We start from the raw sequence: 22902 nt of genomic DNA, 5'->3' as shown, positions 1-22902 counted from the left end.
TGCCGTGCACCTGTGCGGTGTGCTTCGATGACTAAGCGGAGGGTCCATGGGCGGACATCGCCGATCTCATTCCGGATGTCGGTACGACTCGGGGCGCCCGTACCCCGTGTCACCGACGTCCGGATGGCCCCTGGGCGTCGATGCGGAGGTGGACGAAGCCCTCGACGCGTTGGAGCAGGCGCTGATGTCGTGCCGGGATGTCCTGCGGGCCGCAGTGTCGAAGCTCGACGTCGCTGATGTGATCAAAGCGTTGCGCTCCATCCCGTGGCAGCACCGCCGCTCGGTGCTCGAACCACTCGGCCTGACGATCAGGCCACGCAACGTCAACTCCGCGATCGGGCAGCACGTGGCCACCAGAATCGCGCGGGCCAATGAGCACGACCTCCGACATGCGGTCTCCGCGCTGTCGCTCGGTGCGTGGATGGATCTCAGCGACGAGGCGTTCCGAGGTCAGTCGGACTACCCGGTGAAGAAGTGGGGCGAAGCGCTCTGTCGGGTGGCGGTCTGGGCCAACGGGCTCACCTCGGTCCACGACGCCCGGATCTGGCTCTGGGCGGCGGGAAGAGGGTGGTTCCGGATGGATGGACTGTCCGACGCGCAGGTCGAGGAAGTCATTGCGGCATCGGAGCAGGTCGTTGTCGTGACGTCCTCGTTCGAGCACGGTGTGGCAGCCGAGGTGGTGGATCCGGAGGGTGACGCTTCGCTGGATGAAGCGATGGATGACGAGTTGCTTCCTTACACCGACGACGACCGGACCGAGGAGTCACCGGAGGCATCGTCGGAGTCAGTGGAAGACCTGATGGTCGCAGTCGAAGGTCTCGACGCGGTGTTCGCTGGCGCGTTGGGCGCCGCGCAGGAGGTCGTGAAGCGGCTGGATGCGAAACAGGTGCCCCTCCGTAGGGACCTCGATGTCCTGATCAAGACGCGGGAGTCCTTCGACGACCTCGCCACTGCTCTGTCCGCAGCGGGCGTGGTGGTCACGGACGAGAGTGTCGCTGCCCTCCGGACGGCCGTGGAACAATTGACACCGCACGAAGGCGATGCCGCCGCGCGGGAACTTCTCCATGTGGTGTGCGCCCTCCGCGGCCCTGACGAACCTCCGATGCTGTTGGAGCAGTTGACCCGCGCGCAGAAGGAGGCACAGGAGCTGCTCGCCGCAGACCCTTGGGACGAGGAGTTGCGCGAGCGAGCGGAATCGTTGGGCGTGCTCGTTGAGTTGGTAGCCACCGATTCCGCCAACGCGGAACGGATGCCCCTCGTGATGAGGTGGTCCTCGGCGCGGCCCGAGCTGTCGTTCCTCGCGGTCCAGGCAGGGCTGTTGCTCGCGCCCGACGGTGTCCGAAACTCGCCGGAGAACACGGACGCTCAGAAGACCGTGGAGGAACCATCAACCTCGGACACCGACACCATCGCCGAGCCGGCCGCCGCTCCGCTGCCGGGTGTCGACTTGCCGAGGCAGGTTGTGCCGGAGGTCATCGAGGAACCGGCGGACACCGTCCTGCCCGAGCCGGTTCACGCAGAGGTCGAATCGCCAGCCGGGGATGTCAGCAGGGTGTTGTTCGACATCTCGATCAACGACACCCTCGCTCACTTGGTCGAGGAGCGGCGCTTCGGTCTCGCAGCCGAAGTGCTCAAGGCGACCGGGAAAACCGACGTCCAGTTCACGGCGCTGCGTATCGCCGCGCTGGCGGGCGTTGTCCGCAACCAGGCGGGCGCCGTCGCGACGTTGCTGCAGGACGAGTTCGACAACCTGGAAGCGGTCGAGGTCGCCGGAGACACGCCGAGCCTGTTGCTTACCGTCCCGGCGTTGATCAGGGTCGCCCTGGTCACCGGGCAGCACGCCACGGGCGCTTTGCTCAATCAGCTCGCACCGCACCTCGAACCGAACCTGAACAGTGTGGCGGAGGAGATCGGCCGTCGCGCACTGCACGGGATTCTGGCCGAGGCTCAGACTCCTCTCGTCCTTGCCGACGTGACAGAGGTCGAGCGGGGTATTCAGACGATCACCCAGGCCGCAGGGCACATCCGCAGCCGAAACCGGACATTGCGCTTCAAGCGCGCCACCGACATCAGCAAGATCTGGCTGGACGCCAGGGGCATCCTCGGTCGACCGCTGAGCCTGGTGGAGCGCAACAACGGCGCTGCTGTCGATGAAGTCGCCGATTTCGTCGATAAGCTGTCGACCAGCAGCTTCGTCAAGAGCGAACTCGACAAGCTCGACCGGCGATTCCAAGGGACCTCGGGCAAACCGATCGAGGGCGCCGGACGGCAAGACTTGCTCAACCTGGTCCAGGAAGCGCTCAAGCCGCTCGCCGACTGGGTCGTTGCCGTCCGCTCACTGGACAACCGCGAAATGTTGGCCCGTCACTGGAGCGCTGGCGAGGTCGCTGAGATGCGCCGCGCGGTCCTTGACCGCCGGGGCGGAGCCCTCGGCGCGCTGGAGAAGCTGACGCACCACAGTGATCTGCTGACGGCCGCCGCCGCACGGGCCGCAGCCCACGCGATGATCACCACCTTCGACATCCTCGAAGGCACACGCAAGCTGCCGGCACGCGAGCCGTCGCCTGAACTCGTGCTGACTGCGGAACTGCTCAAGTTGGCCGACGCGACGGTGGACCACGGGACGGAGCGCGTCGTCGTACCGCGCGAGACCACCCTGCGGGCCCTGGTAGAAGTCGTCGACCGCTCGTGGGACGACGCCTTGAGCGGGCTGGTGGGCGCGAACAACTTCGCTGGCGCCCATTTCCTGCTGGAACTGGCGGCGGCAGGCAAGATCCCGCAGGAGAGCGGCAGCGTAGAGGGATTGGTCGAACGCGCGGCTGCGGTGGACCGGGCGGAACAGGAGAAGCGCGTCGCCCTGGCGGACGAGCGGGAGAACCTCCTGACGACGTTGCGCCGTGAACGGCTCAACAACGCGATCTCCGACGAACAGGACGGCGAGCTGACCAGCCTGCTCGAGGACGCGCGCCGGAACCTTGCCCATGACCTTGTGTCGGTTGATCAGACCTTGCGCCGCGTCTCCGACCTCTTGCCCCGCTACCGTGCCGAGGCCACGGCGCGCCTGACCGTTCGCCTGGAGCAGTTGCAGAGCAGCGAGCAGATCGATTCGGGAACCCACGAGCGGGTCGTCCGGCTCCTGGACGACGGGCAGCTGTCCACGGCCGAGGAGCTGATCTACTTCCTGGAGATCGATGAAGACGTCCCCTCGGTCTCGCAATCACTGGACCTCACCAGGTTTTTCCCGGCAGTTCCCAACGCCCTTGCGGAAGGCATCAGTCACGACCTGGTGGCGCTGGTGGGCCGGCGGGGTGTCGTCGACGACTGTCCCGTACTCAACTTCAGTGCCTTGAGCCCGGACCTCGCCGAGATGGCTTCCGAATCGCTCAACAGTTGGAGACAGCTGTCACAGGTCGAGCCAACGTTGCGCAATAACACCAGCAATAACGCCATGGCGGCCCACATTTTCCCGGCGTTGCGCATGATCGGCCTGGAGGTGTCGAACCTGCATCGACTCGACAGTTTGCCGCGCAGCCACGACCGCCGTTTCGTCGAGGTGGTGGTGCGAGCGATCGTCGGCAACGCGCTGGTGCCGGCGTTCGGCTCGAAGCTCGACGGGCGGCTGCGCGTGCTGCTGGCGTGGGGACGACCGAGCGCCGAGCTCTTGATGAGTTGGGCCGACGGTGATCCATCGGGTGAGAGCCTTTTGATCGTGCACTTCGGCACGATGAGCGCGCAGACCCGGCGAGACTTGGCTGTGAAGGCCGCAGGGCGAAGCGCGCCTGTCGTGGTCGTGGACGACGCGGCGCTGGCCTACCTCGCCGCTCACGGCAACCGGCAGATGACGGCGACCATGAACGTGCTGCTGCCGTTCTCCAGCGTGAACCCCTACATCAGGCAGAAGCGCGGTGTGGTCGCTCCGGAGATGTTCTATGGGCGCGACAAGGAACGACGCAGCGTCATCGACCCGGACGGCACCCAACTGGTGTTCGGCGGACGAGGGCTGGGGAAGTCTGCCCTCCTCCACAGTGCAGCCCAGCAGTTCGAGAACCAGCGTCACACCGTGGGTGAGCGCGTTGCACTCTATCTCGACCTCAAGGCGGTCGGCATCCGTGCGAACTCGCCGATCAGTCAAGATGCGATCTGGGATGCATTGCACAAGGCACTGGAGAGAAGGGAGGTGGTGCCACCAGTAGGCAAGAACGCGCCCGACCGGCGATCGCGGGACTTGGTCGAGAAGGGAGTCCAGGCATGGTTGGACGCCGATCCGTCGCGGCGGTTGCTCGTGCTTTTGGACGAGGCCGATCAGTTCTTCGAAGCCGACATGCCTGACTTCTCGGAGACGACCCGGCTCAAGGCGCTGGGTCAGATGAACAACGGGCGGGTGAAGGTCGTCTTCGCGGGTCTGCACTCGGTGCAGCGTTACGCGAAGACCGCTCGCAACGCCCCGTTCGGGCACATGGCACAACGCCCGACGGTCATTGGTCCGCTTAGTCCTCAGCACGCGGCAGACCTGCTGACCAGACCTCTCGCCGCTCTCGGGTACGACTTCGAGGACCCCGACCTGGTCAACCGTGTACTGGGGTACTGCTCGTACCAGCCGTTCCTGCTGCAGATCTTCGCCAGCCGCCTCATCGAGGCGATGCACCTCAAACGGGGTGCTGGCCTCGCCCGGGGTGCCGAGCCGCCGTACGTGATCACGCGCGGTGACGTGGAGGCGGTGGAGACGCACGCTGACCTCCGCGCCGACATCCGGGCCGCGTTCCACGAGACGCTGAACCTGGACCACCGGTACGGAGTCATCGCGCACGTGCTCGCCTACCACGCCCACGAACAGGGACTGGACTCCCGGCTGACGGACAAGCAGCTGAGGGAGGAGTGCCGCAGCTACTGGGAGAACGGTTTCGCCAAGCTCGACGTCGAGGGCTTTCGCGCGTACCTCCAGGAAATGATCGGTTTGGGGGTGCTCGCGCCCAACAACGACGGACGAGGGTGGCACCTGCGCAGCGCAAACGTTCTGAGCATGATCGGCACCCGGGACGATGTCGAGACGGAGCTGTTCTCGGCCGAGGAGAGGTCCGTACCGGACGAGTTCCTCGCCCTGGAGTCAAGGCAGGAGCTGGAGGACGGCAGGCGTTCACCCCTGACGGCGGCTCAAGTTGACGACCTGTTGGGCGACCATCGCAACCAGGTGCGAGTCGTATTGGGGTCGCAGGCGACAGGTATCCACTTGGTTCCTGCGGCTGTGCATGCCGCAGCGGCCGTGGGCAACCGCTTCTCGCTGCCCCCGATCGGGAACCGGCGCCAGTTCGAGGAGCAGCTCGTCTCGGGCAAGCCGGGGGAGTGGCGGGTCGTCCTGGACGACCTGGTCAGTTTCGCGCCGCACGAGCAGGCATGTCTCGAGGCACTGGAACTTGCCCAAACGCGGACGCCTGTTGCGTCGGGCGTGACGCGTTCTGCAGTGATCGTGGCGGGTCCGGAGCAGATGGCGCTGTGGCGGCACACCTTCGCGCAGATCGACGAAGCGAGCTCCCGCGCGCCCGGAGCCCTGTCGTTGAGCACCGTGACCCTCCGCCGCTATGACCTCGCGACGCTCCGCGTGTGGTCGATCGAGGCGACCATGTTCACGAACGAGGAACGGCGCAACGAGTTGCTCCGGGTCACCGGTGGCTGGCCGACGTTGGTGGAAAGGGCAGCGCAGCTGGTCAGGGGCGTTGGTGCCAAGTCGCAGAACTCCTCCGGCATGGAGGAAGCCGAAGCGCTGCGCAAGCTGGAGCGGGAGCTCGACACGTCGGGCGGTGCCGCGGCTTTCGTGGCGCAGGTGGGTTTGGCGGATCAGGAACTGAGCACCGCGTTCGAGACGATGCTCGAGATGATCGGTTCGGTTGGTGTCAGCCGAGCAGACCTCGAGGCAGCTGCCGAACTGGTGGTGCCGGACCCGTCGATCGCCGTTGACTGCCTGATTGCCCTTCAGGTGTTCAACGTCGACGCGGACGGCCGGTTCCTCCCTGAGCCCAGGCTCGCCGCATGTTGGCCGCATCGCTGACATGGCTTGTGTGACGGGGTGGCCATCGGTCGAGGACCGGAGGCCACCCCGTCTGCACATAAGCCTCCCTGCACTCCGAAGCGGGCTCAGCGATGGCTTTGACCCAGCGTTTAGCCGCAAGCACCCCGAGTGTCTGAACGCGGTGCGTCCTAGCCACGTTCAGTGTGCAGCGCCGGCTGGGCCAGCTGTGCGGCTGTTGCACAAACTTGTGTTACGTACCAGGGATTAAACGCTTGTGTCCATGCATCCTCGCCACAATGTCATTTTGCCTCAGCGCATTGCCTAGAACTGCCATGTGAGATGCTCTCTTTGAGATGGTGAGTGTGCCAGAATTGCGGTTAAGTGCTCCGTGGGCAATGTCGCCCTACTTCGTAAAGGAATCATGCTCATGAACTGCTGAGGTAATCACTGCTCCGAACGACGTCTCGCTGAGTAAGAGTGCGGACGGGTGCGGTGTAACGCTGTTAGGGCGTTGAGCGACTTGACCGGTCAGAAGCGACGTCTCCGGACGAACGGACCTGTGGAACATGAGCCAACCGCCCGGCCCTCGCTCGACCACCGAGCTGTACGGGCGATGGCAGACGTTGCAGTTGCTCGGACCCGTGTTCGAACTCCTCAACCGTGCCGCGCCCAGGGCGGATTTCGAGCACCGGGGTTACGACCTCGCCCAGCTCGCACTTCGGTTGATCGACTACGTCGTCCTCAACCAGGCGAGCCTCGATGGCTCGGTCAGTCCGGCCGCCGTGGTGGACCACCTGACGCAGGTGGCGAGGCGGATGAACCCGTCCGACCCCCGTCGTCCGTGGGCCAAGGTGGCGAAGTTGGTGCTGGGCACCGTGCTGAACGATGGTCGACCGCATCAGGCGACGTGGGTGGAGCCCGCCGCCGACGACCAGACCGGTGAGCGGACCGAGGCGTTCCGGTTCCGGCTGTTACGCCTGACCGACGGTGATGAGGGTGCCGCCATCACGGCCACCGATCAGGCGATCGTGCTCTACCTGCAAGCGCTCAACACCGACCTCGCCGACCGTGCACTGGCGCTCAAGCTGATGGTCGAGATTCAGATGAAGGCGGGCGAATTCGCCAAGGCGCTCGCGTCGGCGCGGCAGGCGACCAGAACGGCCCAGGGGCTGTCGGCGAGCCTGCGGGAGAGGCTGGAGGACACCCGCCGCGACATCCGGGCCGTGGACTGGCGCGGCGAGATGCCGACGTGGCTGACGGACGTTCTGGCCCAGCTGTCGACGCAGCTCGAACGGGATCGACAGCTTCGCGACCTGGCCGAGCGGTCCAGCGCCGACCCGGCGGCACGGGACACGTGCCGAGAGATTGTGCGCGAGGTCAGGCGCGGAGAAGACGTGTGGTTGCGGTTGGAGCGGTACGTCCAACGGGCGATTCCGGTGTTCCTCGCCGCCCAAGAGGTTCAGCGGTTCCAGCCGCGTGGCCTCGCAGCGGCAATTGACCTTGCGCGAGACGTGCTGCGGCCACTCCTCACTGCGGACGACGACTCGTTCGCGGTCTCTGCGGACGAGGTGGCGGCGGGCGTCGCACCACCTGTTGTCCCCTCCTGCTGGGGGATCGACGAGCTGTGCTCAGTGCTGCTGCGCGCCCCGGCGATCCGGGAACAACCCGAGCCGGAGGTCGACGATCCCGGTGATCTCGGAGACGCCGTCGGCGACTCGGTTCCCGACGACGTGGCCAGGTGCGCGGCCGACATCCTCGCTGCGGCGGCGCACCGCCCGACGCGGCTGTCCGAGCTGCTCGCCGTCGCACGTTCCCGAGCGGCGGAGGTCGATGACCCGACCCGGCTGCTGGACGTGGTGTGGGGCGCTTCGCTGTGGGTGTTCGTCACAGGAGACGACACCGCGCCCGACGACCGGCCGCGCAGTGAAGACCTCGCAGCCGCTCTGGCACCCTTGGTCGCGCTCGACCAAGGCATCCCTCTGGTAGACGACCGCTACCGCGGTCCCGACCTCGTGCTCGCCACATCGGTGGCGCTCGACCGGATGGACCTCGATGCGAGCGGAGCCGCATGAACCTCGCCGACGTGACCAGCGCCGCACTGCTCATTCGATTCGCGCTCGGTCCAAAGGAACGCCCGACGATGGGCAGCCCGTACCGCGCGCTGCTGGACCGCTACGTAACGGACACCGGGTTCGCCGAGATCGTGTCGCGCGTCGCCGACGGCCTCGGACTGGACCTGCGACAGCCCACACCGCTGGGCCTGCTCGTGTCCGGACGCGGGGACGGCCCGTTCGCGGTCACCCTGGAGAACTCCGGTCTGCCTATCCGCACCGGCCAGAATCGGCTCCAGGACCGGCGTTGCTTCGGCCTCGTACTGGTGGCCGTCGCGGCCTTCGCCTACCCGAACGGTGAGGCATTGATCGAGACCGGCAGCCCGACCGTCCGCCCGGTCGACCTGGAGCGCTTTCTCGACCGCAACATCGGCGCGGTCGTCGAGGCCGCAGTCGGCGTCGAGGATGAGTTGGACGGGCAGCTCGGCGAAGCCGCACGGATGTGGCAGGACCTGCCGGAGGTGCTGCCGGCCCAGCACGGCGGTCTCAAGCGCGATTGCCGTCGTGACTATGTGCTCCGCACCCTCGAATTCCTGGTCACGACGGGGCGGGCACGTCGGGAGCCCTCCCTCGACGACGAGCGGGGCAAGACGTACATGCTCAACGACCGGTTCCGGGTGGGGCTGGCCGAGACGACCGAATCGTTGGTGTTCGCGGCCCTGGCGCGCGGCTCCGAGCAGGAGAGCGACTGATGTTCCGGCTGCGAAGGCTGTACCTGGACTCCATCGGTGTTCCCGAGAACCGGTTCTCCGACCTGTTGGTCGACCTCACCGACGTGGCCGGCGAACCCTGCGACGCCATCGTGTGGCTGCGCAACGGCGCGGGCAAGACCACGATGCTCTCACTGCTGCTCGCACTGATCCTGCCCGACCGGCGCGACTTCCTCGCCACTCGGACGAAGAAGCGCACGTTGGAGGATCTGGTCCAGGCGAAGGACACGGCGCACGTGGTGGCCGAGTGGGCGGACCCGGCCGGCAACCTGCTGTTGACCGGCGCCGTCTACGAGTGGGATGGCCGGGTGCGGCCGCGCGACTACAACGGCCCCGGCAAGGACAAGCTCCGGCGCAGTTGGTGGTGCGTCCACCCCGACCCTTCCGTGGAAGGCTCGACCCTCGACGACCTGCCGTTCACCCTGCGCACTGGCGGAAGGTACGACCGCGAGCGATTCCGGTCGCACGTCAACGAGCTGGCCGCACTCGGCGTGAACGCCGTGGTGGCCGACCAGACCATCGGCGAGTGGCACAACGCGCTGCGCGAGCGCAACTTCGACCCCGATCTGTTCCACTACTTCACCGAGGTGAACGCCGCCGAAGGTGGTATCGACGGGCTGTTCGCCGAGATCGACTCCCCCGGCGCGTTCGTGCGCTACCTGTTGCGCTTCGTCGGCGACAAGCAGCGGGTGGCCCCGGTGCGCGAATTGCTCGCCGACACCGCCGCCGAGATCGCCAAGCGTCCGGTCTACCAGGCCGAGAAGGAGTTCTGCACCACGGCCGCGCCCAAGGTCGTAGCGCTGGGTGAGGCCCACCAGGCCGTAGTGAAAGCCTCGAACATCCGCGATGGGGTATGGGTACGTGCCGCAGGCTTCAAGCGCGCTCTGCACCAGGCGGAGGAAGTCGCCCAGGGCAGGCGTGACGAGGCGGCCCGGTTGGTTGAGGATCTCAGCGGGAGGTTGACCGACCTGAAAGGTGGCGTCGACGCCGCCCGCAGGCGGCGCGACGAATACCGCAGGATCGCCGTGGACTTCCTCGTCCGCTCCGCGAAGACCCGGCTCGCTGAAGCGCAGGGCGAGGTGGACGCGGCAGGTTTGGAAGTGCGCGCTTGGGGCGCGGTGGAGGACCATCTCGTCCTGGAAGTCGCGAAGGCCAGGTTGGCCACGACGAAGGACGCACTGCTCGACGCGGCCGATCAGGTCGAACCGCTCGTCCGCAGGGCGGAGGCCGCGAAGGCCCTCGTGGCCGGTGCGCTGGAAAACGAGATTGCCAAGGCCGATCGTTCACTTGAAACGATGAGATCCGCTCTCGGTGATGCCCGCGGCGTCAGGGTCAAGGCGCAGGCGGAACTCGACGCCGCGAACGAGCGGCTCGCCGCACTGAAGAGTGAAGAAGATTCGCTCCACGACCACATCGCGCGTTTCCAGGCCGAGAAGCAGCAGCTGGTGACCGAGGGAATCATCATCCGGGACGAGAGCATCGACGCGGCCGAAGTCCGGTGGCGTGAGGAGGAACGAGCCGCTCGGCAGGACGTCGAGCGGCTGCGGGCTGCTCAGGTGACCGCACTGGAGAAGATCAGTGCCTGCGAGAAGCGATTGGCACTGGCCCGGACCGGGACGACCAAGGCCCGCGACGTGCACCAGCCCCTCGCGGAGGACCTCCGCCGGCTGACGCGGCGAGCTGCGGAGTTGGCTGATGACGCACGCCTGCGGGAACTGCTCCAAACCGACCTGGTGGACCTGACACACGGTGTCGACGACGTCCTGGATGTGCTCGCCGGTGCCATCGCCGCTGCCGATCACCGAGTGATCAACGTTCGGGAGGAACGGGCACGGGACGAGCGCGCGATTCTCGGCCTTGAGCGAACAGACCTGCTGCCACCGCGTCCCGAGGTCGAGAAGGTGCTCCACGAGCTGAACCGGCAGGGGATCACGGCGCACTCCGGGTGGCACTACCTCGCCAAACACGTGCCGGCAGACGAGCACACCGCCGTCATCACGGAATTGCCCGACGTGGTCGACGGTGTGGTGGTCTACCGCGACCCCGCCGGTGCCGCGGCCAAGATCACCACGGCGGTGGAGGACGTGGTCGTCCTGGCTCCGGCGACGGCCTTCGCCCACCGCGGAGCGCCACGTGTCGTCCTCGGCCCGGCGCGGGCCCAACACGACCCCGACGCGGCGTCAGCGGAACTGGAGCGTCGACGCGGCCGCCACACCGCGGACGGCGAGCTCCTGGCGGGGTTGACCGAGCAGCGCGGGCGCGACGCGGCCCGGATCGCGCGAATCGAGGCGTTCGTCGGCGACCTGCCCGCTGACGGCATTGACGGCCTGCGCGAGCGCACCTCCGCCGCCGAGTCCGCACTGGCACGAGCCCGTGAGCACGAGGACACCGTGTCGGAGGAGCGGCGAACGATCCGGGAGGGCGCGGACGAGGTCGCCGGCCTGCTCGCTGACCGAAGGGAGCAGCTCGCGCGGATCGGGGCGGTCCTTCCACGGGTGGCGGCGTTAGCCGCTGGTGAACGGGACGTCGCGGAACCCGCGAAGGCCAGGCTGGCGGCGATCCCGGACGAGCGCTCCCGGGCCGCGGCCCAGGCCGGCCAGGCCGAGAGGCACCGCGAGGACGCGGCTCAGATCATCGAGCAACTTGCCACGGACATCCGTGAGCTGGACCGGCGGCGAACCGAGTGGACGGGACGACGTGAAGGACTGCCCCGACCGGCCACCCCTACCGACCTGGCGCTGGAGGCAGCCGAGACCGTCCACGCCGAAGCCCAGCGTCAGTTGCGGGAGGAGTTCCCGGAACGAGAGCTGCGCAGGGCGGTGGAGGACGCCGAACGAGAGGTCGTCAAGGTCGGCAGGGCGTGGAACACGCACCCGGACGAGGTGCAGCGATCCGCCCTCGAACTGGTCGCCGGCGAGGCATCCGCGGATCACGACCTCCGCGCCCGCGCCGCCGCCCGCGCCGCCGAGCGCCTCGAACGCGCCAACCAGGCGGTCGGCGCCGCTCGGACTGATCTCGATACCGCCAGGCGGAAACAAGCCGAAGCACCCGTGACCAAGCTCCGCAGTACGGACGAGATCGAGCAGCCCGTTGACCAGGAGCACGCCGAGCGGTTGGCCGCAGCCGCAGAGGCGGAGGCGTCGGAGGGGCAGTTGAAGCTGGGACAGACCGAGAAGGACCGTGATGCCGCGGCCGACGCGGTCCGGAAGGCCGAGACCCGTGCCGGTCTCCTGCGCGACCAGGCCGACAAGCTGCGTCAGGTCGCCGCGGCCGACCAGCCGTCCGGGGTGGTTCCCGACGACGACGAGGAGACCCGGGCGGTCGTCGGGAACCTCGTCGCGGAGCTGGAGAAGGTGCAGGAGACGTATGGGGCAGCTGATCGCGCCCGCACGGCGGTCGTGCACGACCTGCGGACTTGGGCCGGGCAGGACCGCTTCGCCGCGGTCGCGGAGGATGAACACGGACAAGCCGTGCACCGCCTGCGCGAGATGTTCCGGGGCGAGCACGTCATCGAACGCGTGGCGGCGCTGGCCGGTGAGCTGGCCTTCGACCTGGAAACGAGGGAGAAGGCCATCGCCCAGCAGCTCGACCAGGTCGAGACCCACAAGAACAACGTCGTGGTGAGGTTGAGCGACCTGGTCGCCGATGCCCTCGTCCTGCTCAACCGCGCCTCCGCCCTGTCCGAACTGCCGGAGGGCATCGGCCGCTGGGAATACCGGAAGTTCCTGGTGGTCGAAGCGCGCAACCGTCCCAACCGGGAACAGGTCGTCCTCCGGGTCGGGGAACTGGTGGACCGCATGGTCCGGAGTGGCCGCATCGAGTTGGACGCCGTGGAGCTGCTGTGGCGTGCGACGGAGGCATCAGTCGTCGAGGGATTCAAGGCAACCGTGCTCAAGCCCTCGCCTGATCAGCCAATCGGGCGAACCCCGGTGGAGGAGATGCGCAAGTGGTCCGGTGGTGAGAACCTCACCGCCTCTCTGGTCCTCTTCTGCGTCCTCGCCCGGCTACGCGCCGAGCAGCGCACCGGCGCCAAAGCCGGCTCCGCGGGTGGCGTGGTGCCCTTGGACAACCCCCTCGGCAAGGCGAATTACCTGCCCTTCCTCGAACTCCAGCGCAAGGTCGCCCGGGCCAACGGCGTCCAGTTGGTGTTCTGGACGGGTATCGGCGACCTCGGGGCGGTTACAACCTTCCCCCGGATCGCAGCCATGCACAAACGGTCGTCCACGACGCGCGAAGGTCGCGCGTACGTGCAGGTCGATGACAACAACTCGCAGGTCGTCGACGTGGTGTCGGCGGTACGGCATGAACCCTGAGAAGGCCATCGCGGACGCCATCGCTCTGGCGGTGGAGAAGTCACGTATCCGTCGCGTACCCCTCCAAGCCATCCTCGTCGCCGCCGCGTCGGTCGATCGAACTGCTGCCGCCACAGTGGGATGGAGGAGCCGTGTGCTCACGGCTCTCGCCACTCTGGCTGCTGAGGGGCGAGTTGAACTGCCACGGACCAAGCTGGATCGCTCAGCCCATCCTCCACTCCCCCTCTACGTGACGAGGCCCGCGCCGCTCCGTCCCGAGCGAACCCCGAGACCACCCGTGGTCTGGCATGCGGAGTTGGCGTGGGCGGCCCTGCTCTTCGACGAGGACCTCCTGAGCCCTGCCGAGTTGTCGTTCCTCGAGGCGGTCAACAACTGGCTACCGAAGCGCAGGGCAGTACGGGTACCGGTGCGCGAGCGCTCCTTGGAGGTTCTGGGCGACGAGAAGGAGTTGGAAGCCTGGATGCTCGGCCCGCTTTTCAGTCCAGGGAGGCTCACCCTCGGACTGCTCGAAACCTACGCATGCTGGCCGCCGGTGGAGCAGACAACGCTTGGCGACCGATCGTGGTTGGTGATCGAGAACTACACCACTTACCGCTCAATCAGCGACCGAGCGGAACAGTTGGGGTTCGACGGTCGGGTCGTTTGGGGCTCGGGCAACCAGGTCGGGACCCGCCTCGCGGCCTTGAGCACGATGGCACCTGCGCCCACGGCCTGCTGGTACTTCGGCGACATCGACACGGGAGGTCTGCGAGTCGCCAAGCTGGCCGAGAGCCGTGCTGCGGAACTGGCCCTGCCACCGGTCATACCCGCACGTGGGCTCTATCGACTCCTGCTTCACCACGGAGCCTCACGACCGTCGAACACAGCACTCCCGACGGCCGCCCTCGTCGCGTGGGCGCGAGCGTGGTTCGACGAGCCACTGGGGGAGGCCGCGACTTCTGCGGTCGCTGATGGTAAACGCTTGGTCCAAGAGTATGTCGGGGTCGAGGTGCTGTCCGGGACCACGCTGGCTGACTGGTTCGACGAGCCCGAGTCGTTGACGTAAGGGGTGTAGTGCGCTCACCAGCCATGTCGGCGTATCGGTCTCGGATCCGTAGCAAGGTGCACTCCTAGTTGCAGCGATGCGTGATCGAGCGCGTTGCGAGAAGCACCCATTGCGACCTCACGCTGAGGGCGTTGATCAGGATTGGCTTACTACAGCGTCGTCCTCCAGCGCCAAATGATCTGCCATCAGCGAGCGTAGGACCCGCGCAGGACAGATGAGGAGCACCTGTTCTTGGGGCACGGCGAGGAGTGCGATGTGGTCGGCGGTGCGGATGCCTGTCAGATCACGTAGACCGAGGGGGACGAAGACGTGGTGCCGACTGTCAATCCGACGCGGGCTCTTCGGGTCGAGGCGCAGTGTGATCACGTCGCCACGTAGTTGGGTACTGGTGGGGTCGCCTGGGTTCCAGGCCAGTGCACGCAGAAGTCTGCGGGCGGGGATGCGGCCGGAGTGGTCGATGGCCGCAGTGGCGAGCAGGAGGTCGGCCTTCCTGGAAAGTGCCGGTGGTGGGGCGATGGTCTGCAGCGGCGCCTGCGGGCGGTCTGTCGGTGGGACGAAGAGTCGCGTGGACCGCTCGGTCACGGACGCACCGGCGTGAAGGTAGGGAACAAGGGCAGTCCACCATCGGGCGGTGGTGTGGAGGCCAAGGGGTGGGGTTCGCGGGTGTAGGCGGCCAGGGCGGTGGCGATCTCGGGCAGGGTGGCTTTGGTGTAGGTGCCGGTGACGTTGTCGCCGCGCGGATGGCTGTGGCCTGCGTAGCCGCGGGTGACTGAAGGGCCGTAGTGGCGGTCGACCCAGGTCAGGGTGGTGTGGCGCAGCCAGTGGGTGGAGATGTTGCGGGCGGCTACCCAGGGGATGCGGTCGGCCAGGCGTTGCCACATGCGGTCGTAGCGGCGGCGGTTGATCGGGGTGCCGTTGTGGTGGCGCAGCAGTGGTTCGGTGGTTGGTTTGCCGTTCCCGCGGTGTTCGCGGTGAGCCAGTAGTGAGGCGATCAAAGTGGGGCTGATCGGTTGCAGGCGCACGGTGTTGTTCTTCTCGCGCAGGCGGATGAGGCAGGAGGTCGGTTCGATGTCCTCCTCTCGAAGGGCCAGTGCGCCGCCACGTCGGCAGGCAGATTCCAGGTGCAGACGGAACAGCAGGGTGTCCAGTACGGCGTCGTGGCCGCTGGTGGTTAGCGCGTCGCACAGGGCGGCTACTTCATTGGACGCCAAGGCGTAGCGGGTGGTGGGGCGAGGGCGGGGTTTGGCGACCTTGAGGGCGGGATTGTGGTGAGGAGGCAGGAGGTTGTCGTTGATGGCCTGGGTGTAGATGGCTCGCATGGCTGAGACGAGGTGTTCGGCCACGGACTGGCCGCCGCGGTCGTTGCGCCTGATGCGTCGATTGGCGACCAGCTGTCGCTTGAGGATTTCGATGTCAGTGGCGGTGACCTCGTCAAGGCGCCGGTCGCCGAAGGTCTCGATGATGCGGGTCCAGTAGGTGCCGTAGGTGCGGGCGGCGCCTGGGCCGGAGGCCGCTACCACCTTGGGCACGTATTGCGCGAAGGTCGGGATGTCCGTCGGGACCCACATCAGGTCCTGGGGAGTGAGGCCGAGTTGGGCGATCAGCAGTCGGGCAGCCTGGACGGTCTTGGGGTCGGTGCTCAACGGTGTCCTCGAGTCATGGTGCTGCGGCGGTGGCGGGTTGACCAGCGTGAACGCCGCCGGTCCGGATTCCGGTGCCGCATGTTGTACCAGCGTTGGTACGGACTCGCACGGCCAAACGTACCAACGTTGCCCCCGTGCCAGCGTCCCCGGTTCATCCGCGCCTCGCGGACTACCGTGCGCGCTTCGGGCACCGCCTCGCCTCACTGCGTTTGGGACGCGACCTGACGCAGGAGCAACTGGCGGAGGCAAGCGGGTTCGACCGCAAGACGATCAATCGCATCGAGAACGGCCGTCATTCGCCGAGTCTCGACCGTGTGTTCGTCTTGGCAGACGCCTTGCAGGTGGAGCCGTTCGAACTGTTCCGGCCTGCGGACGACGAAGTCTGACTTCCGGCACGGCGGTTCTGCGGGCGATGCCTTAAGCATGCTCCGCCGTCCGGTCTGTGCCGCATGCCGAGCCGCACGATACGTCCGTGACCGACGGTAATGAGCGGCTGGCGATTTTTGCTGGGCGCGCGCCGACAGGTCACCAACGTCCACAGTAGACATTCATCACACAACGCTCTGACCAGGGAATATGCAACGGCGCGTGTTCGAGTGTCACCTTGAACACGCGCCGAAAAGAAGATCATCTAGGCGCTGAAGTTATCTCATGTTGATACACGAAACCCTCAGTGACCTGTGGAGATCACTGAGGGCGAGGCTGAGATATCAGCTCATTTTGTGTCCGAGGGGGGACTTGAACCCCCACCCCCTTTCGGGGACTAGCACCTCAAGCTAGCGCGTCTGCCATTCCGCCACCCGGACTCGGCTCTCGCCGTGGTGTGGGCATAGATTACATGATCGTCTTCCGTGGTCCAAATCGGGGGGGCTGGTTGGTGGGCCGTTGGAGTTTTGGCTGGTCAGAGGGGTGAGGTTGGAGGGTTGGGTGGTTGAGGGCTGTGGAGGCGCGGGCAGTGGGGTGGGTTGGTGGAGGCCGGTGGGGGTGGCGGGAGAGGTGGGGAGGGCACGTGGTGAGGGGTGGCGGTGGTGTTGGGGCCGGACAGGGGGTCGGTGGCGGGGGCATTGTCAGCCTATTGGGCACTGGTATTTGTTGTTCCGACCGGCGACGCTGGCGCGGTGACTAATGATGTTCCACCTCTCATCTACGACGACGTGACGGATCTGGTCCCGGTCATGCTTCCGGCCGACGTCGCGACTCGGCTTGACATCGAGACCGAGCGCACCGCGCTGGCGCTGAGGAACCGCGTTCCTGTCTCGGTTATTCGCGCCACACTGCTCGCCGTGGGCCTTGATCGGGCTCACGTCGCGGCCAGTGCCCTTGTTGCGCGAGCTGCGAATACCGATACGCAGAACCCCTGATCACGGCAGCGTTACGGCGCTGCTACGACCGGTCCCGTGTGCACCTGAACACGGGACCGGTTCCTGTTTGGGGGCAGGGATGCTCACGGTGTCGGAGGTGATGCCCCTTCTGGGCGTCGCTGAAGAGGCTGATGTGATGCCGTGCGCGTTCCATCGTGGTGGGGGGCGAGGAGTGGGTCGGCTTGCTCGGGTGAAGCAGGGGCGGGGTGAAATTGATTTGTTGCAGTCGGCGTTCGTGCCGGTGGCGGATGGGTTGTTGTGGACAGGTTTTGTTGGCTCCGATTCGGAGGGAAAGGAGAGGGAGGGTCAGTAGTCGATCGGGTCTCGGGAGATGGGGCAGGTCATGCAGTGGCCGCCGCCGCGGCCGCGGCCCAGTTCGGCGCCGACGATGGTGATGACTTCGATGCCGGCTTTGCGGAGCAGGGAGTTGGTGTGGGTGTTGCGGTCGTAGGCGACGACCACGCCGGGTTCGACGGCGACCAGGTTGTTGCCGCTGTCCCACTGGCCGCGTTCGGCGGCGTAGGTGTCGCCGCCCGTTTCCACGATGCGCAGCTTCGGCAGGTTCAGGGCGTCGGCCACCACGTCGACGAAGGACTGCTTCTCCTCCGTCACCTCGATCGGGTCTCCGGGGCGCAGGGTGAACGGGTGGATGCCGTCGACGATGTCGGGGAACGTGGTCACGCAGTCGCGGTCGGCGAAGGTGAAGATGGTGTCCAGGTGCATGGCCGCGCGCAGCTTCGGCATGCCGGCGACGATCACGCGTTCGGCGGCGCCCTGCTCGAACAGGGTGGCGGCCAGTTGGGTGATGGCCTGGCGGGAGGACCGCTCGCTCATCCCGACCAGCACGACGCCGTTGCCCACCGGCATGACGTCGCCGCCTTCCAACGTGGACAGGCCCCAGCTCCGCTCGGGATCGCCCCACCAGACGGTCGAGCCGACGAAGTCCGGGTGGAACTCGTAGACCGCTTTCATCAGCAGCGTCTCGTCGTGCCGCGCGGGCCAGTAGAGGGGGTTGAGGGTCACGCCGCCGTAGAGCCAGCAGGTGGTGTCGCGGGTGTAGAGGGTGTTGGGCAGCGGCGGCATCAGGTATTCGGGCACGCCCGCCGACTCGCGGGCCAGGGCGAGGTAGCCGGGGCGGAAGTCCGGTGGCAGGTCGGTCGTGGAGAGCCCGCCGATCAGGAACTCCGCCAGCCTGCGGTGCTCCAGGCTCTCCAGGAACGCGCGCGTGTCGTCGACCAGGCCGATCCCGACCTCGTCGGCGACGATCTTGCGGTCCAGCAGCCAGGTCTTTGCGCCCGGCACGTCGAGGGTCTCGGCGAGCAGGTTGTGCAGCTCTACGACGTCGACGCCGCGTTCGCGCAGCTTGGCCATGAAGTCGAAGTGGTCGCGGCGGGCGTTCTGGACCCACATGACGTCGTCGAACAGCAGGGCGTCGCAGTTGGTCGGGGTCAGCCGGGCGTGGGCGAGGCCCGGTGCGCAGACGAGCACCTTGCGCAGCGTGCCGACTTCGGAGTGCACGCCGTACGCCGCGGACGGGCGCTGAGCCGTGTCGGTCATGTCCTTGTCCCTCTCGTTAGATGACGATCAGACCGGTGGCGAGGCCGATCACGCCGGACACGGCCAGGACGACCGCGACGATGAACAGCACCAGCTCGGGGCCGGAGAACACGCGCCTGCCCTGTTCGCGCCGCGCCATCACGAACAGGACTGTCCCCGGCGCGTAGATGACGAACGACAGCAGCAGGAACTCGATGCCGGCCGCGAAGATCAGGAACAGGGTGTAGACGACCGCGAGGGCCGCGACCGCGATCTCCTTGCGCCGCCCGGCGCGTTCCCGGTCCTCGCCGCCGGTGCCGATCCGCAGCGCGTACCCGGCGGCCAGCAGGTACGGGATGAGCGACAGCGAGCTGCACAGCTTGAGGGTGAAGGTGAAGGCGTCGTCGGAGAACACGGTCACGGCGAGCACCGCGGTGATGAGCACGCTCGTCATCACCAGCGCCGCGATGGGCACGCCCTGGCGGTTCTCGCGCTTGAGGAAGCGCGGCATGTCGTCGTCCTTCGCGGCGACGAACAGCACCTCGGCGGCCATCAGCGTCCACGCCAGGTAGGCGCCGAGCACCGAGATGATCAGGCCCAGTCCGATGAACACCGAGCCCCACGTGCCGACGACCGACTCCAGCACGCCCATCATCGACGGTTGCCGCAGCTCGCCGAGGTCGTCCTTGCCCAACGCGCCGTAGGACAGCAGGGTCACCGACGCGAACAGCGCGAGCACGCTGAGGAAGCCGAGCACGGTCGCGCGGCCGACGTCGGTGCGCTTGCGGGCGTACCGGGAGTAGACGCTGGCTCCCTCGACGCCGAGGAAGACGAACACCGTGACCAGCATCGTGGAGCGGACCTGCTCGAACAGCGCGCCGGCCGACGGTTCGGTGCCGCCCCAGAAGTTGGCCGAGAACACGTCGGCCTTCAGCGTGACGGCGAGGATCACCACGAACACCAGGATCGGCACCAGCTTGGCGATCGTGACGATCCGGTTGATCGCCGCGGCTTCCTTGACGCCACGCGTGATCATGAAGTGGAACGCCCACACGCCGAGGGCCGAGATCGCCACCGCCAGCACGGTGTTCCCCTCGCCCAGGCCGGGTATCGCCGTGCCGAGGGTCGACTTGATCAACACCCAGTAGCTCACGTTGCCGACGCACGCGCTCGCCCAGTACCCGAACGCGGAGAAGAAGCCGGGGAACTCGCCGAACCCGGCCTTCGCGTAGGCGTACACGCCGGCGTCGAGCTCGGGTTTGCGCACCGCGAGGGTCTGGAACACGAACGCCAGCATGAGCATGCCGACGCCCGCGATCACCCAGGCGACGATCGCGCCGAGCACGCCGGTGGCCTGGGCGAAGTTGCGCGGCAGCGAGAACACGCCCGCGCCGACCATCGAGCCGACCACCATCGCGGTGAGGGTCGGCAACGGCATCTGCTGCGACTTCTCGGTCTCGGTCACGGTCATCGTCGCCACCTGTTCACGCGTCGGCCGGCTCGGCGCCGGTCGATCGCACCCTTTCGACCCGGAAACCGGTGAACCCGTAGGCCACGCTCAGCAGCGGGCTCGCGATGTTGAAGAAGCAGAACGGCAGGTACAGCAGCGTCGACACGCCCAGCGCCGCGCTCATGAACGCGCCGCACGAGTTCCACGGCACCAACGGGGAGGTGACGGTGCCGCTGTCGGCGGCCAGCCGCGACAGGTTGGTCGGCGCGAGTCCGCGTTTGGCGAACTCGGCCCGGAAGACCTTGGACGGCAGCACGAGCGCGATGTACTGGTCGCCCGCCACGACGTTGAGCCCGAACGCGGTGGCGAACACCGCGGCGAACAGCCGGCCGGTGCCCTTCGCCGCGTGGATCAGCGGGTCGATCAGGCGGTTGATCAGTCCGAACTCCTCCAGCACGGTGCCGAAGGTGACCGCGCCGATGATCAGCCAGAGGGTGAGCAGCATGCTGTCCATGCCGCCGCGCGACAGCAACCGGTCGATGTCGCCGATCCCGGAGTCCATCGCGAAACCGGTGGCCAGGGCCTGCCAGACGGCCCGGATGCCGGTGCGCACCGGGTCGAGGCCGGGCTCGGCGACGAACGCGCGCACCACGTCGTGCTGGGTGAACACGGCGAGGGCGCCGGCGAAGAGCGCGGAGGCCATCAGGGCCAGGGACGCGGGGACCTTGCGGACGGACAGGACCGCGAGGAGCACCAGCGGCAGCAGGTTGAGCGGGGTGATCCAGTAGATGTCGCCGAGCGCGTTCAGCTCGGAGGTGGTGTCGCCGGCGTCGGTGGGCGTCGGCCCCCAGAACAGGCCGATCAGCGCGAACAGGACGAACGCGAGGCCGAACGCGGGCAGCGAGGTCCACGCCTGGCGCTTGATGTGCTCGTAGACGTCGACCCCGGCGATCTGCGAGGTGAGGACGGTCGTCTCCGACAGCGGCGAGAGCTTGTCGCCGAGGTAGGCGCCCGAGATGACCGCGCCGGCGGTGATGCCGGGTGACAGGCCGAGCATCAGGGCGATGCCGACCAGGCCGACGCCGATCGTGCCCGCCGTGGTCCACGAGCTGCCGATCGACATCGCGACGATGCCGCAGATCAACGCGGTCGCCGCGTAGTACCAGGTGGGCGAGAGGACCTGGATGCCATAGTAGACCAGCGTCGGGATGGTGCCGGACAGGTTCCACGTGCCGATCAGCGCGCCGACCGCCAGCAGGATGAACAGCGCGCTGGTGATGGAGGTGAGCGCGCGTTGGCCCGCGGCTTGGACTTCGACCCAGCGGTGGCCGTTCTTGAGGGCGATCAGGGCCGCGACCATCGCGCAGAGGATCAACGCGACCTGGATGGGTCCGTCGAGGGCGGTCAGTCCGAACAGGGCCAGGGAGCCGCCGATCAGCGCCACCAGCGCGACCAGCGGCACGGTCGCGTCCACGAGCGACGGTGCGCGGACGGGCCGGTGGTCGCCGGTGTCGGTCATGTGCGCCTCGGCGGTCCGGTCCCGAGCACGGGGAGTCCCGGTCGCGGCGCTCGCGTCCGGTGATCGTCCCGCGCAGAATCCGGCATGGTCCAATCACGGTAGGTCCGGGTCGGTGGGCGCGCAAAAGGGTCCTACCTGCACCGTCGGCAAACTCCCCGATCGAGTGACGTCGCCGCGACGTGTGCTCACAGCCGCGTCGTGACGAGCCAGGTCGTGTAGGCGACGTAGGTGGCGACGAAGGCCGCGCCCTCCCAGCGGCTCAGCTGCCTGCGGGTGAAGAAGGCGGGCACGCACACGAGGGCGGTGGCGACCATGAGGACCATGTCCAGGGCCAGGACGTCGTCGGGCACCGGGACGGTCCCCGGCGCGGCGAGCACGGTGGGCCCGAGGATGAGGGCGATGTTGAACACGCTGGAGCCGAGCAGGTTCCCCAGGGCGAGCGACCGGTCACCGCGCACGGTGGACACGATCGTGGTCACGAGTTCCGGCGCCGAGGTGCCGATCGCGACGACGGTGAGGCCGACGAAGGTGTCGCTCGCGCCCCAGACGCGGGCGATGCGCACCGCGCCGTCCACGAGGAACTCGGCCCCGACGACGATGACGGCCAGGCCGACGACCAGCAGGACGACCTGGACGGCGGCCGACCGGGTCGTCGCGGTGGCGGGCGGTGTGCCCTTGGACGCGGCCGCTTGCCGTCTGGTGTGGACGACCAGCAGCCCGAGGTAGGCGGCGCCGTAGACGCACAGCCACGCCCCGTCCGCGGTCGTGAGCGAGCCGTCGAGGGCCAGCACGAGCAGCAGCACCGCCGCGCCGGCCATGACCGGCAGGTCGAAGCGCAGGGTCCGCGGTTCGAACACGACGGGCCGGATCAGGGCGCTCAGCCCGAGGATGAGCAGGACGTTGACCAGGTTCGTGCCCACGATGTTGCCCACCGCGAGGCCCGCGTTGCCCTGCCCGGCGGCGTTGATGCCGATGGCCAGCTCCGGCAGGCTGGTGCCGACGGAGACCACCGTCATGCCGACCACGAGCGGGCTGACGCCGAACCGGGCGGCGAGGGCGGTGCCTTGGCGCACCACGAGTTCCGCGCCCGCGACGAGCATGGCCAGGCCGGCCAGCAGCGCCGCCGTGGAAGCCGCCACCGCACCCTCCTCGGTGGACGGTGGCGCCGTTCGACGGCGACACCGGTCCTGCCGATGGTCACCGACCGGCC

The 22902-nt window shown here is 67.6% G+C and carries 13 protein-coding genes and 1 tRNA gene; 7 read left to right on the top strand and 7 right to left on the bottom strand.

All coding sequences use genetic code 11. The annotated features are described in order from the left end of the window. Positions 1 to 148: 148 nt before the first annotated feature. From IOD16_RS18210 to IOD16_RS18190, 5 genes are all read left to right on the top strand, one after another. The gene (locus IOD16_RS18210; protein ID WP_201440993.1) at positions 149 to 6043 is read left to right on the top strand and encodes an AAA family ATPase; all 5895 of its coding nucleotides are present in this window, start codon (positions 149 to 151) and stop codon (positions 6041 to 6043) included. 527 nt (positions 6044 to 6570) lie between these two features. Beyond that, positions 6571 to 8076 carry a hypothetical protein gene (locus IOD16_RS18205; RefSeq protein ID WP_201440992.1) on the top strand — a complete coding sequence of 502 codons (1506 nt, stop codon included), beginning with the start codon at positions 6571 to 6573 and terminating at the stop codon, positions 8074 to 8076. After that, positions 8073 to 8807: a hypothetical protein gene (locus tag IOD16_RS18200; protein ID WP_201440991.1), complete on the top strand. Its 735-nt coding sequence runs from the start codon at positions 8073 to 8075 to the stop codon at positions 8805 to 8807. The genes IOD16_RS18205 and IOD16_RS18200 overlap by 4 nt, the downstream gene beginning before the upstream one ends. Next, positions 8807 to 13138: a hypothetical protein gene (locus IOD16_RS18195; protein WP_201440990.1), complete on the top strand. Its 4332-nt coding sequence runs from the start codon at positions 8807 to 8809 to the stop codon at positions 13136 to 13138. The genes IOD16_RS18200 and IOD16_RS18195 overlap by 1 nt, the downstream gene beginning before the upstream one ends. After that, positions 13128 to 14183 (top strand): Wadjet anti-phage system protein JetD domain-containing protein, encoded by a 1056-nt coding sequence (locus IOD16_RS18190; protein WP_201440989.1) that lies wholly within the window; start codon positions 13128 to 13130, stop codon positions 14181 to 14183. Before IOD16_RS18195 ends, IOD16_RS18190 begins: the two co-directional genes overlap by 11 nt. A gap of 135 nt (positions 14184 to 14318) precedes the next feature. Here the strand turns inward: IOD16_RS18190 and IOD16_RS18185 are convergent, their stop codons facing one another. Next, positions 14319 to 14765 carry a hypothetical protein gene (locus IOD16_RS18185; RefSeq protein ID WP_201440988.1) on the bottom strand — a complete coding sequence of 149 codons (447 nt, stop codon included), beginning with the start codon at positions 14763 to 14765 and terminating at the stop codon, positions 14319 to 14321. Beyond that, a complete protein-coding gene (locus tag IOD16_RS18180; protein WP_236595074.1) occupies positions 14762 to 15826 on the bottom strand; it encodes a tyrosine-type recombinase/integrase in 1065 nt (354 codons plus the stop codon). Before IOD16_RS18180 ends, IOD16_RS18185 begins: the two co-directional genes overlap by 4 nt. Before the next feature lie 134 nt (positions 15827 to 15960). Here IOD16_RS18180 and IOD16_RS18175 point away from each other — a divergent pair, with 134 nt between their 5' ends. Further along, on the top strand, positions 15961 to 16212 hold the full coding sequence (locus IOD16_RS18175) for a helix-turn-helix transcriptional regulator (protein ID WP_201440987.1): 252 nt from the start codon (positions 15961 to 15963) through the stop codon (positions 16210 to 16212). 337 nt (positions 16213 to 16549) lie between these two features. Here the strand turns inward: IOD16_RS18175 and IOD16_RS18170 are convergent. Further along, a tRNA-Leu gene (locus IOD16_RS18170) sits at positions 16550 to 16632 on the bottom strand. A gap of 213 nt (positions 16633 to 16845) precedes the next feature. Between IOD16_RS18170 and IOD16_RS18165 the strand changes: the two genes are divergently transcribed. After that, the gene (locus IOD16_RS18165) at positions 16846 to 17187 is read left to right on the top strand and encodes a hypothetical protein (RefSeq protein ID WP_123741819.1); all 342 of its coding nucleotides are present in this window, start codon (positions 16846 to 16848) and stop codon (positions 17185 to 17187) included. 306 nt (positions 17188 to 17493) lie between these two features. Here the strand turns inward: IOD16_RS18165 and IOD16_RS18160 are convergent, their stop codons facing one another. From IOD16_RS18160 to IOD16_RS18145, 4 genes are all read right to left on the bottom strand, one after another. Next, complete coding sequence (locus IOD16_RS18160; RefSeq protein WP_201440986.1) at positions 17494 to 18744, bottom strand: arginine deiminase; 1251 nt, start codon at positions 18742 to 18744, stop codon at positions 17494 to 17496. A 16-nt stretch (positions 18745 to 18760) separates the two neighbouring features. Then, the gene (locus IOD16_RS18155; RefSeq protein WP_201440985.1) at positions 18761 to 20194 is read right to left on the bottom strand and encodes a basic amino acid/polyamine antiporter; all 1434 of its coding nucleotides are present in this window, start codon (positions 20192 to 20194) and stop codon (positions 18761 to 18763) included. A 13-nt stretch (positions 20195 to 20207) separates the two neighbouring features. Further along, positions 20208 to 21692 carry a Na+/H+ antiporter NhaC gene (gene nhaC, locus IOD16_RS18150; RefSeq protein ID WP_201440984.1) on the bottom strand — a complete coding sequence of 495 codons (1485 nt, stop codon included), beginning with the start codon at positions 21690 to 21692 and terminating at the stop codon, positions 20208 to 20210. A 185-nt stretch (positions 21693 to 21877) separates the two neighbouring features. Then, the gene (locus tag IOD16_RS18145; RefSeq protein ID WP_201440983.1) at positions 21878 to 22831 is read right to left on the bottom strand and encodes a calcium/sodium antiporter; all 954 of its coding nucleotides are present in this window, start codon (positions 22829 to 22831) and stop codon (positions 21878 to 21880) included. Positions 22832 to 22902 lie beyond the last annotated feature (71 nt).

This window comes from Saccharothrix sp. 6-C, assembly GCF_016695385.1.
GTDB classification, from domain to species: Bacteria; Actinomycetota; Actinomycetes; order Mycobacteriales; family Pseudonocardiaceae; genus Actinosynnema; species Actinosynnema texasense.
The sequence above is the reverse complement of the archived record's forward strand: the minus strand, read 5'-3'. Positions and strand labels throughout refer to the sequence as shown.

Coding starts and splice junctions, on each gene's coding strand:
- IOD16_RS18190 (WP_201440989.1), top strand. CDS start 13,128: ATGAACCCTGAGAAGGCCATCGCGGACGCCATCGCTCTGGCGGTGGAG.
- nhaC (WP_201440984.1), bottom strand. CDS start 21,692: ATGACCGACACCGGCGACCACCGGCCCGTCCGCGCACCGTCGCTCGTG.
- IOD16_RS18205 (WP_201440992.1), top strand. CDS start 6,571: ATGAGCCAACCGCCCGGCCCTCGCTCGACCACCGAGCTGTACGGGCGA.
- IOD16_RS18200 (WP_201440991.1), top strand. CDS start 8,073: ATGAACCTCGCCGACGTGACCAGCGCCGCACTGCTCATTCGATTCGCG.
- IOD16_RS18195 (WP_201440990.1), top strand. CDS start 8,807: ATGTTCCGGCTGCGAAGGCTGTACCTGGACTCCATCGGTGTTCCCGAG.
- IOD16_RS18155 (WP_201440985.1), bottom strand. CDS start 20,194: ATGACCGTGACCGAGACCGAGAAGTCGCAGCAGATGCCGTTGCCGACC.
- IOD16_RS18160 (WP_201440986.1), bottom strand. CDS start 18,744: ATGACCGACACGGCTCAGCGCCCGTCCGCGGCGTACGGCGTGCACTCC.